The sequence below is a fragment of the Parafrankia irregularis genome (genome assembly GCF_001536285.1).
GTDB lineage: Bacteria > Actinomycetota > Actinomycetes > Frankiales > Frankiaceae > Parafrankia > Parafrankia irregularis.
Map to the genome: position 1 here is coordinate 486,530 of NZ_FAOZ01000006.1, position 10,844 is coordinate 497,373.

At 69.7% G+C, this 10,844-nt stretch carries 8 protein-coding genes; 4 read left to right on the forward strand and 4 right to left on the reverse strand.

The features are described 5' to 3' along the window. Positions 1 to 5: 5 nt before the first annotated feature. Both AWX74_RS13035 and AWX74_RS13040 read right to left on the reverse strand, forming a co-directional pair. Entirely contained in the window at positions 6 to 527 is a 522-nt protein-coding gene (locus AWX74_RS13035) for a hypothetical protein (RefSeq protein ID WP_091275660.1), read from the reverse strand. Then, the gene (locus AWX74_RS13040) at positions 503 to 874 is read right to left on the reverse strand and encodes a hypothetical protein (protein ID WP_193209725.1); all 372 of its coding nucleotides are present in this window, start codon (positions 872 to 874) and stop codon (positions 503 to 505) included. Before AWX74_RS13040 ends, AWX74_RS13035 begins: the two co-directional genes overlap by 25 nt. Positions 875 to 1,900: 1,026 nt before the next feature. Here AWX74_RS13040 and AWX74_RS42500 point away from each other — a divergent pair. The 3 genes from AWX74_RS42500 (at position 1,901) to AWX74_RS13060 (ending at position 5,365) form a co-directional block, all read left to right on the forward strand. Then, a complete protein-coding gene (locus tag AWX74_RS42500) occupies positions 1,901 to 2,458 on the forward strand; it encodes a helix-turn-helix transcriptional regulator (protein WP_091275665.1) in 558 nt (185 codons plus the stop codon). A gap of 5 nt (positions 2,459 to 2,463) precedes the next feature. Next, positions 2,464 to 2,874, forward strand: coding sequence for a VOC family protein (locus AWX74_RS13055; RefSeq protein WP_091275850.1), 411 nt, complete (start codon positions 2,464 to 2,466; stop codon positions 2,872 to 2,874). 70 nt (positions 2,875 to 2,944) lie between these two features. Beyond that, a complete protein-coding gene (locus tag AWX74_RS13060) occupies positions 2,945 to 5,365 on the forward strand; it encodes an ATP-binding cassette domain-containing protein (protein WP_091275669.1) in 2,421 nt (806 codons plus the stop codon). Between the two features lie 89 nt (positions 5,366 to 5,454). Here AWX74_RS13060 and AWX74_RS13065 read toward each other — a convergent pair whose 3' ends face one another. Beyond that, positions 5,455 to 6,456 (reverse strand): SPFH domain-containing protein, encoded by a 1,002-nt coding sequence (locus AWX74_RS13065; protein WP_091275673.1) that lies wholly within the window; start codon positions 6,454 to 6,456, stop codon positions 5,455 to 5,457. 333 nt (positions 6,457 to 6,789) lie between these two features. Then, entirely contained in the window at positions 6,790 to 8,043 is a 1,254-nt protein-coding gene (locus AWX74_RS13075; RefSeq protein ID WP_165615586.1) for an ABC transporter substrate-binding protein, read from the reverse strand. A gap of 504 nt (positions 8,044 to 8,547) precedes the next feature. Between AWX74_RS13075 and AWX74_RS13080 the strand changes: the two genes are divergently transcribed. Beyond that, positions 8,548 to 10,410: an ABC-F family ATP-binding cassette domain-containing protein gene (locus AWX74_RS13080; protein WP_091275684.1), complete on the forward strand. Its 1,863-nt coding sequence runs from the start codon at positions 8,548 to 8,550 to the stop codon at positions 10,408 to 10,410. Positions 10,411 to 10,844: the final 434 nt, after the last annotated feature.

Sequence of the window (10,844 nt, forward strand, 5' to 3'; positions counted from 1 at the left end):
CGCGCTCATGCTGGACTGGCAGCACCGAGGTGGCCGGTGAGGTCGGTACCCAGAGCCCGGACCAGTGCGTCGACGTTGCGGCGGCCCCGGCCATAGTCGACAAGTGTGCACCGCAGACGCGGGACGCTGCGGATCGTCACCTCGGTGTCGTCCGCGCTCGGATGGACGTCCACCGTGATTCGCTCACCCCAGGACTGCATGTTCGCCCGCGTACGCGCCACCACATGCACGCCGTCGTCGGCGACGACCCGCGCCGGCAGAACCGGAAGGATTTCCAGCACCCGCCGGTGCACCACCGCGGAGTCCGCGGGGACGCGGACAACCGACGTGACCCGCGGTGAGAAATCGCTGCCCAGCCCCCGATACCTGTACAGAGTGATACTGCCGAACACAATCGACATGAACACCCCGAAGAACAGCCCTGCCACCAGCCCGACCTGCACCTCGCCGGATTCCAGACCGGCCAGCAGACCGAATGGCAGACCCATCCCGAAAAGCAGCTTCAGGTAGAGACGAACGACGTGCACCAGGCCCCCTGTCGATACCGTTTTGAACGCCCTGGTCGGGCGTCAACGCGAAATCCGCACTGCCGCAGACGGTCCCGCGCCGCGTCGAGATCGTCATCGGAGAAGAGTGAGGAAAATCGAGGATCCAGCACGGCGGCCTCCACGGTCAGGTCGAGCCTGCCTCGCTCCCAGAGCGCGGTGAACCCCTCAGAGGGCCGAGCATTCCCAATCAGCCTGATCGCCGCCGCCACGCCACCGACATCCTCGACCATCTGAAGGAAATAGCCGGCCCGGTAACCGGCGTCCTTCGAGGCTCGACGACAGATGTCGAGCATCGCGCCGTGAAAGGCGCCCTCCCTCTCGTTCACCAGCCGATTCCCCCGCTTCTACGCAGCCGCGATCTTAGCGCCCCCGTGCCCCATCCGTCCGCGCCGCGGCCTTTCCCCTCGCCAACCGCCCGCCTGTTCACACCATCTGTCCGCCGTCTGTCCGCCATCTGTCCGCCATCTGCCGGTCGGCCGTCCGTCCGTCCGTCCGCCGTCGGCGTCGTTCCGCCATCTGTCCACCGAGGTCCACCTTCCCCACCGTGCGGCAACCGCGCGTGACCGCCCACTGCTGTCGCCCACCGTCACGCTCGTGTCGGCAGCTCCTTTCTTCGCGCATGCGGGAACCTCGCGACCTGCCGACCACGACCCCCGCCCGCAAAGGTGACGTGAGCGTCTGAAACCTGAATCAGACCTATCCACTGGACAAGTCAACGGCGCATCGCGAACCCGCGAACCGGACCTCACCCTGCCACAGACGACCCATCCACCCCAATCATCGGCCCTGCGGCGGCACGCCAATGGCCAACGAAACCCGCCGCACCACCGCGACCAGCACCTTCAGGACCGCCGGCGAAGCCCACAGGCCGTGGCACGGACGAAAATCCGCGTCCGGCGGGCCGAGAACGCGGCGCGAATCCGTCATCTCAGCTCGCCGCATCTTCCGGAAAAACCACCACCCGAAGGCTTGCAGAAACCGAACCGACATGGATGTCGAGATTCCACGAGAACGAGACCACGAGGAGCCCTTTAGTAGCGGGGACGCGACAGACGCGCGGACGCCGAAAGCTGGCCATTGCTGTCAGAAACTCCAACGGATCGGCGATGCAGGCTGCCGTCATGCGAGGAGCCCTCGATCCCTGGCCACCGCGCTGGAAGCCAGGCCGGACCAGGCCGGACCAGGCCGCACCGCGCGGGACCGGGCGGAGGCCTGGCCTGGCCTGGCCGGAGCGACGCGGGGCGAGCCCAGCTCCAGCACCGCGGACCGGCCGGAGGACCGGACGCTAGGTAACGCCAGCCGGACGTGGCACGATTTCGGGGGTGACGAGCAGACCCACCGCAGCGCAGCAGATGCGCGAGATGGAGCGGCTCCGTGACCTTGCGCGACTGCGGCGCGTACGCGACCGGATCGACCGGGAGTACGCGCAGCCGCTGGACGTCGAGGCGCTCGCCCGCGGCGTGCACATGTCGGCCGGGCACCTCAGCCGCCAGTTCCGCCTCGCCTACGGGGAGGCTCCGTACGCCTACCTGATGACCCGGCGCATCGAACGCGCCATGGCACTGCTGCGCCGAGGTGATCTCAGCGTCACCGACGTCTGCTTCGCGGTCGGGTGTTCGTCACTGGGCACTTTCAGCACCAGGTTCACTGAGCTGGTCGGGGTGCCGCCGAGCGTCTACCGGCGCCAGGCCGCCGAGGCGGAGGCGAGGTCACGGATCGAAGCCGCAGGCGCGGCGGCCACGAGCACACCGGTCACAGGCACGCCGGTCACAGGCACGCCGATCGCGGACACACCGACCGCGGAGATCGCGGGCCTGCTGCCGTGCGTCGCGAAACAGGTGAGCAGGCCCGTCCGGAGCAGACCGGTCAGGAATCGAGAAGCGCAGGTCACGGAGCCGCGCCTAGCGTGACGGCCATGGACATCAGCATTCACTCCACCTTCCTTCCGCACACCGACCCGGAGGCCTCGCTCGCGTTCTACCGCGACGTCCTCGGCTTCGAGGTCCGCAACGACGTCGGCGGTGGCACGATGCGCTGGATCACCGTCGGCCCCGCGGGCCAGCCGGGCACCTCGATCGTGCTGCACCCGCCGGTCGTCGACCCGGGCGTCACCGACGACGAGCGCCGCGTCGTCAACGAGATGATGGCGAAGGGCACCTACGCCATGATCGTTCTGGCCACCAAGGACCTGGACGGCGCCTTCGAACGACTGCAGTCCGGCGATGTCGAGATCGTCCAGGAGCCGACCGAGCAGCCGTACGGGGTGCGCGACTTCGCCGTGCGCGACCCCGCGGGCAACATGGTCCGTGTCAACGAGATCCGCTGACAGACGAAGCTGACAGACGAAGAACTCCCGCGACGCACGCCCTGCACGCCCAGCTCTGTTTGGAGGCACGTTGACCACGGCCGCGAGATCAGAAACGTCCTCGCCCGCACCTGAACCCGCGCCGCACGCCGCCGACAGCCATGATCTGATCCGCGTGCAGGGCGCGCGGGTGAACAACCTCAAGGATGTCAGCGTCGAGATCCCGAAACGCAGGCTCACGGTGTTCACCGGGGTCTCCGGCTCGGGCAAGAGCTCGCTGGTGTTCGGCACGATCGCCGCCGAGTCACAGCGGATGATCAACGAGACGTACAGCGCCTTCGTCCAGGGTTTCATGCCGACGGTGGCCCGTCCCGAGGTGGACGTCCTCGAAGGTCTGACGACCGCGATCATCGTCGACCAGCAGCGGATGGGTGCCGACCCCCGTTCCACCGTCGGCACCGCCACCGACACGGGCGCCATGCTGCGCATCCTGTTCAGCCGGCTCGGGCAGCCGCATGCCGGGCCGCCGAACGCGTACTCGTTCAACGTGCCGTCCGTCCGGGCGAGCGGTGCGATGACGGTCGAGCGCGGTAACAGCAGGACGGTGACGAAGACATTCACCCGCGCCGGCGGCATGTGCCCAAGGTGTGAGGGGCGGGGCGCGGTCACCGACATCGACCTCACCCAGCTCTTCGACGAAACGAAGACGCTGGCCGAGGGGGCGATCACCGTCCCGGGCTTCAGCGCCGACGGCTGGTACGGGCGCATCTTCGCCGCGGTGGTTCCCGCGGACGTCCCGATCGCCAGGTTCACCAAGAAGCAACGCGAGGAGTTCCTGTACGGCGAGGCCCGCCGCATCAAGGTCGACAACATCAACCTGACCTACGAGGGGCTGGTCCCCCGCATCCAGAAGTCGTTCCTCGCCAAGGACGTCGACTCCCTGCAGCCGCACGTCCGCGCGTTCGTGGAACGGGCCGTCACCTTCACCACCTGCCCCGAGTGCGACGGCACCCGGCTGGGCGAGGCGGCCCGGTCGTCCAGGATCGGCGGGGCTGGTGGGCCCGGTGGAACCAGCGGGATCAGCATCGCCGACGCCTGTGCGATGCAGATCAGCGACCTGGCCGACTGGGTCCGCGGCCTCGACGAGCCGTCGGTGGCACCGCTGCTCGCGGCGCTGGCGCACGCCCTCGACGCGTTCGTGGAGATCGGTCTGGGCTATCTTTCCCTCGACCGGCCATCGGGCACGCTTTCCGGCGGTGAGGCGCAGCGGGTCAAGATGATCCGCCATCTCGGCTCCTCACTCACCGACGTCACCTACGTCTTCGACGAGCCGACCATCGGCCTGCACCCGCATGACATCGAGCGGATGAACCAGCTGCTGCTGCGGCTGCGCGACAAGGGCAACACGGTGCTTGTCGTCGAGCACAAGCCGGAGACGATCGCCATCGCCGACCATGTCGTCGACCTCGGCCCCGGCGCGGGTTCGGCGGGCGGCAGCGTCTGCTTCGAGGGCACCCTCGACGAGCTGCGCGCCAGCGACACCGTCACCGGCCGCCACCTCGACGACCGCACCGTGCTCAAGGTCTCGGTACGCGCACCCACCGGCCAGCTGCCGATCCGCGGGGCGGCGACGCACAACCTGCGTGACGTGGACGTCGACATCCCGCTCGGGGTGCTGGTCGTCGTCACCGGCGTCGCCGGTTCCGGCAAGAGCTCGCTCGTGCACGGGTCGATCCCGCCCGGGGCGGGGGTGGTGTCGATCGACCAGAGCGCGATCCGCGGCTCCCGCCGCAGCAATCCGGCGACGTACACCGGGCTGCTCGACCCGATCCGCAAGGCGTTCGCGAAGGCCAACGGGGTGAAGCCGGCGCTGTTCAGCGCCAACTCCGAGGGTGCCTGCCCCACCTGCAACGGCGTCGGCGTCGTCTACACCGACCTGGGGATGATGGCCGGCGTCGCCAGCCTCTGTGAGGAGTGCGAGGGGCGGCGCTACCAGGCGTCCGTGCTGGAGCACCATCTCGGCGGCCGCGACATCAGCGAGGTACTCGCGATGCCGGTGGCGGAGGCCACCGAGTTCTTCGGCGCGGGCGAGGCACGGACCCCGGCCGCGCACCGGATCCTGACGCGGCTCGGCGACGTCGGCCTGGGCTACCTGAGCCTCGGCCAGCCGCTCACCACCCTGTCGGGCGGTGAGCGGCAACGGCTGCGGCTGGCCACCCAGATGGCCACCGACGGCGGCGTCTACGTCCTCGACGAGCCGACCACCGGCCTGCACCTGGCCGACGTCGAGCAGCTGTTGGGCCTGCTCGACCGGCTCGTCGACGCGGGCCGGTCGGTCATCGTCATCGAGCATCACCAGGCCGTCATGGCGCACGCGGACTGGATCATCGATCTCGGCCCCGGCGCCGGCCACGACGGTGGCCGCGTCGTCTTCGAGGGCACCCCGGCCGACCTCGTCGCCGCCCGCTCCACCCTCACCGGCGAACACCTCGCGGCGTACATCAGCACCTGATCTGTGGTGCTGGACCAGGCCTTGGCCGCGCCTGGTCCAGCAGGCACAACACAGCCAAGGCCTGGTCAGGCCTGGTCCGGCCGGGTTCGTCAGGGCGAAGTGATCGCGAAGCCCGCTCCCGGAGCGAACGTCGTCACGTTCGGCGGGATGGCCTTGAGCTCGTCGATGGCCGCGCACGCCGGGCAGGCCGCGTAGCCGGACTGGTGGATCTTGTTCGCCTCGGCGTCGGCGCGGGCCTGGGCGACGCGGGCCTGGGCCTCGCTCACACCGGCGAACGCCGCCTGCGCCTTGTTCACCGCCTCCTGCACCTGGGCCGGCAGGGTGATCCGAACAAGATTGAACTTCAGGTCGACCAGGAACGCCTCGCCCAGGGTCGATTCCAGATCGCGGGCGAGCGACTCGTTGATCGCCTTCTGCACCGCGGCAATGTTCCCGTTGGACGATTCGACCGGACCGGTGGGCGTGTTTCCGGTGACGGAGTCCGGGTTCACGGCCTGGTTCGCTCCGAGCTGCACCAACGCGCACGAGGAGACCAGCTGGGCGCAGTCGAAGGTGTTTATCTGCTCGCGCAGGTCGTTGTCGATGACCGGCCGGATGATCGTGTCCAGGAAGGCGGACCAGCCGTTGTCACCGTCATAGGGCGCGTACTGCTTGCCGTCGGAGAGCAGCCGGAACTTGCGAGTCCCGAACTTGTCGTCGAAGGTCCGCAGGACGTCCGGGTCGGTGTTGAGGGAGAAATACAGCGTCCCCTCGATGCCCATTTCGACGCCGTCCTTCGACGGCACCCGGACGACCTCGTGGTCAGGCCGGTCGCCCTGCCCCTCGTTCGCGGTGATCGTGTAGAAGCGCTGTTGGGCAGGGTACTTGTGCACGTCGGAGTAGAGGCCGACCCAGACCCGTCCGGATGCCGGCGCAATGACCTGCCGAATCCGGTGGTTGTCGAGTGGGCCTCCGTTGCGCACGACGGCCACCTCGCCACCGTTCGTACGGTCGAAGGAGCCCAGCGTGCTGAACCCGAGGACCAGCAGATAAATGCCGAGCAGGGCGAGGACGGCGATTCCCGCGCGGGATCGCCAGGACCGGAAGCGCATTCAGGCTCCTCGAGCCGGACGCGAATCGACAGACCGCCGAATCGCAAAGCAAATGGTGCAACATGAATATCAGTTCGCACCGCCCGCCAGAAGCGCGTTCCATTGTCAGGCACCCGACTCCGTTTCAACGCCAGAAGCCCGCCTCCACGGAGACCGTTCCCGCCCGCCTGCCGAGTCTCAGAAGGTTTCCCGCGCATCCGCGGCGGCGCCCCGGACGGCCCGCGACGTCCGCCCGGACGCTGAGCGGGGCACTGCCGCGGCGGCCGTGCCCCACCCGCGGCGCCACGCCGGAGTGCAGCGCGCCGGCACGCCGAACGCACCGGCGCGCTCGCCTCAGTCCTCGATCGGGGTGACGCCGACCGCCTTGTAGGTGGTGGGCTTGCCCTTGTCGTCCAGCGTCGTCAGCAGACCGCCGCGGGCGCATTCGGCCGGGCTGTCCGGGTAGGCCTTGCCGTTGCAGCGGAACCGCAGCCCGGTCGCGCCCGGCAGGTCCTTCTCCGGCATGCCCTTGAGAGCGGCGGTGACGGCAGCCGGTGTGATGTCGCCGGTCAGGCCCTCGAGCCCGGTCCGGAAGGCCGACAGGGTGATGAACATCGCGGCCGCGCCGGCCTCGGTGACGTCGATGCCCTTGTCCTTGCCGTAGGTGTCGACCACGGCCTCGAAGACGGCGATCGCCGGGTCGTCCGAGCCGATCGGGGCGGTCGCGGTGATCGTCATGCCCTTGAGGAAGTCGCCGGGCACGGCTTCCCGGGTCGCATCCGTGATGCAGTGGGCGATGGCCGCGAGGGGGCCGTCGTACCCGACGGCACGCAGCCCGTTGAACGCGCTGATGCAGAAGGCGTCGCTGCCGACGACCTGCACGATCCCGGGCTCCCCGTCGACGATGCGCTGCATCTGCGGCGTCATGTCGGCGGTGCCGGCCGGGATCTGGACGACGTCGAGCGCTATGCCCTGCTTCTCGAACGCGGGCCTGGTCACCTGGTAGAGGCCGGTGGTGACCGGCAGGTCGATCGCGACGACCGTGACCTTCTTGGCACCCGCGTCCTTGGCGACCTGGACCGGCAGCGTGACCAACGGGAAGAACTGGTCACTCAGGATGAAGGTCGAATCGGGGTCGCCCAGCGAACCGGCGCCGTTCGCGGTGTAGAACATCACCGGCACCTTCGCCGCGTGCAGCGGCTCCCAGATCTGCTCCCCGGCGCCGGACGAACCGACGACGACGGCGACGACGTCCTTCTCGATCATCTGGTTCGCGCAGTCGGTGGCCTTGGCCGGGTCGGCCTGCGCCTCGCACTGCAAGACCTCGATGGGCCGGCCCGCGATGCCGGAGCGGTGCTCGTTGAGGTACTGGACGGTCGCGTCGGCGACCTTGAACTCGTAGGACAGGTCCGCGGCCGGGCTCTGGCCGTCCGAGATCACGCCGATCCTGACCGGTTCGCCCTTGGCCTGGGCCACCGGCCCGAGCGCCTGCGCGGCAGCGGCGGTGTCGGCCGGCGCCGGGCTGTCAGAGTCCTCGTCGCCGCCACAGGCCCCGAGCAGGAGGCTCGCGGACAGGGCGCCCAACGCTCCTAATGCCGCTAAGCGCACTCCCGCGCTCCGTCGCGGTGACCGCCGCTGCCCCGCTCCCCCGCCGGGCCCGGACCTGATCGCCAGCTTCTGCATGTAGATGCCCCCATCTCACGGTCGGACGGCCGAACTGCCTGGCCAGACGGTCGATCCGTCGAAACGGATCTCCCGGCCTGGATGCACGGCTACGGTACGGACCAGCGGTCCGCTTCACAAGCGAAACTTAAGGAACGACCCTGGCCGGAGCCTGGTCAGCGAGGCCCGGCCGAAAACCGGTTTCCGTGGCCCGGCGAGGCGGGCTATCGTGTCCGGGCAGACTCCCCCAGCTCGATGGAGGCGATATGGAGGGCGACGACGACATCTCCGGCTGATCCCGGTGATGTTCGGCCTGCCGGCCGGTGCGCGACAGCGGCACCGCCCGGGCCGATGAGTCGTCCTGCCCTCTGCCGCTGAGCAGCCGCGCCATGCGCGCAGGCGTGCCATGCGGGCAGCCACGTCACGCCATGAGCCGAGGTCTTCTTCCGCATGTCCGTCGTAGCCGACACCGCCGTCGCCTGTTCCAACCTGTCCTTCTCCTGGCCGGACGACACCCCCGTCTTCCAGGGCCTCTCCCTCACCGCCGGTGCCGGCCGTACCGGGCTCGTCGCCCCGAACGGGGCCGGCAAGAGCACGCTGCTCCGCCTGGTCGCCGGCGAGCTGCGGCCGACCGGTGGCAGCGTGACCGTCACCGGCCTCCTCGGCTACCTGCCGCAGTTCCTACCGCTGGCGGACCACCGGACGGACACCCTGACGGTGGCCGAGGTCCTCGGGGTCGCCCCGGTGATCCGTGCGCTGCGTGCCGTCGAGGCCGGTGACGCCAGCGAGGAGAACTTCACCACGATCGGCAACGACTGGGACGTCGAAGAGCGCACCCACGCCGAACTCGACCGCCTGGGCCTCGGCGCGCTGGCCTTCGACCAGTCGCTGCGCACGCTCAGCGGTGGCCAGATCGTGTCTGTCGGCCTGGTCGCGCAGCTGCTGAGACGTCCGGACGTACTGCTGCTCGACGAGCCCACCAACAACCTGGACCTCGCCGCGCGCCGTCGGCTGTACGACGTCGTCGGCGCCTGGGCCGGCTGCCTGCTGCTGGTCAGCCACGACCGTGCCCTGCTGGACCGGATGGATCGCATCGTCGAGCTCGACCACGGCGACGTCCGCTCGTACGGCGGAAACTTCACCGCCTATGAAGAGGCCGTCCAGCTGCGTCAGGCCGCTGCCGAACGTGAGGTCCGAGGTGCCGAGCAGGAGCTGCGGCGGGAGAAGCGGGACAGGCAGCAGGCCCGGGAACGGGCGGCGCGCCGGGCTGGCAACGCCGCGCGGAAGCTGCCCGACGCCGGTATCCCGAAGATCGTCGCCGGGGGCATGAAACGGCGGGCACAGGAGTCGGCGGGACGGGCCCAGGAAGCCCACACCGAGCGGGTCGGGCAGGCGCAGGCCAGGTTGGACCGTGCCGAGGAGGCGCTGCGCGACGACCGGCCGATCGTGCTCGACCTGCCCGCCACCCGGGTGCCTGCCGGGCGGACGGTGTTCGCCGGCGAAGGCCTGCAGGTCCGGTACGGCGAGAAGGCCGTCTTCGCCGCCGCAGCCGCCGGTGGCAGTGGCGGTGCCGGTGCCGGTGGCAATGGCGGTGCCGGTGGCAATGGCGGTGCCGGTGGCAGTAGCGGTGGCGGTGCCGGTGGCAGTAGCGGTGGCGGTGCCGGTGGCAGTAGCGGTGGCGGTGGCGGGAGCGAGGTCGGCCGCGGCGTTGACGCAGGCGGCGTTGACGATCGCGGTATCGACGCCGGCGGCGTTGATCTGACGATCCGGGGCCCGGAGCGCATCGCGCTGACCGGCCCGAACGGCGCCGGCAAGTCCACACTGCTACGGCTGGTCGGCGGGCAGGCCCAGCCCTCCGGCGGCCGGATCAGGACGGCTGACGGCCGGGTCGCCTATCTCTCCCAGCGGCTCGACCTGCTCGACCTCGACCGCACCGTCGCGGAGAACCTTGCCGCGTCCGCCCCGGAGATGCCGCCGTCGGAGCGCATGCACCTGTTGGCACGGTTCCGGTTCCGCGCGGGCGGTGCCGACCGGCAGGTGGGGGCGCTGTCCGGCGGGGAGCGGCTGCGGGCCACGCTGGCCTGCGTGCTGTTCGCCGAGCCGGCTCCGCATCTGCTGCTGCTCGACGAGCCGACCAACAACCTCGATCTGGTCAGCATCGGCCAGCTCGAAAATGCGCTGAACGCCTACCAGGGCGCGTTCGTGGTGGTCAGCCATGACGAACGGTTCCTGGCCCGGATCAACGTGAACCGCTGGCTGCACCTCGAGCAGGGCGTACTGTCGGAGCCCGGCATGCGCTCGTCGATCAAGTAGCTACACCAGCCTTCGAGACCGGCGAGGACGTCACCGGCCAGACCTCCGAGAGCCCGGTAGCCGGTATCCCGGTAGCCCGGCGGCCCCGGCCGCCCGGTTTGGCGAGTCGCAAGAGTGAACGATTTTGGTCGTTCCAACGAGGTGGTCTCAGTCGGTCATTGCACACCTGTCTGGATGGGGGTGTGGGATGCCGGCTGGTCGGCGACCGTTGGGGTGGGATGTGCGTGGAAAGTTCTGGGATGCGTATGGGGCGGGAGACAGCATCACGGTGGCGGCGGGGAGAGCGGGAGTGAGTTCGTCGGCGGCTCGGTTGTGGATGCTGGCGGTGGGTGGGGTCCGGCCGCGGCCACCACAGCCGCGGTCACCGTTGCGGTTGTCGATGGCGGAGCGGGAGGAGATCTCGCGGGGCCTGGCGGAAGAGCTGAGTTTCTCCG